Source organism: Arthrobacter sp. Y3221157, assembly GCF_059089865.1.
Genome location: NZ_JBNHFD010000246.1, coordinates 1 through 313, shown reverse-complemented (window position 1 = coordinate 313; position 313 = coordinate 1). Strand labels below are relative to the sequence as shown.

The following is a 313-nucleotide window of genomic DNA, read 5'->3' as shown; positions in this document are numbered from 1 at the left end:
ACCCAGAGGGCCAGGTCTTGCTTGTCATGCGTTTCTGAGCCGGTGCCGGTGCCGGTGCTGGTTTCGGTGTCGGCTGCAGCCGCGTTTGTCCTGCCAGCTGTCCTTGCGCTGAGGAGGAGGGCGCGGGTGGTTTCGGCGGGGATGATGCCGTAGCCGGGGATTTTGGCCGGTTCGCTGTCGCCCTGGAACAGGGCCCGGTCCGTCATCACGACCTGGAGGTCGATGCCGGTGATCCCGCCCCGGGTGCCGGTGACGCGTTCGACCAGGGTGTCGGCCATGACCTGGCCCCGGGACCGCTCATCCCCTGCGGAGC

Annotated in this window: 1 pseudogene; it reads right to left on the bottom strand. The window is 68.7% G+C overall.

The annotated features are described in order from the left end of the window. Positions 1 to 313: pseudogene (locus AC5RTT_RS20860) on the bottom strand (HNH endonuclease); the annotation flags it as partial.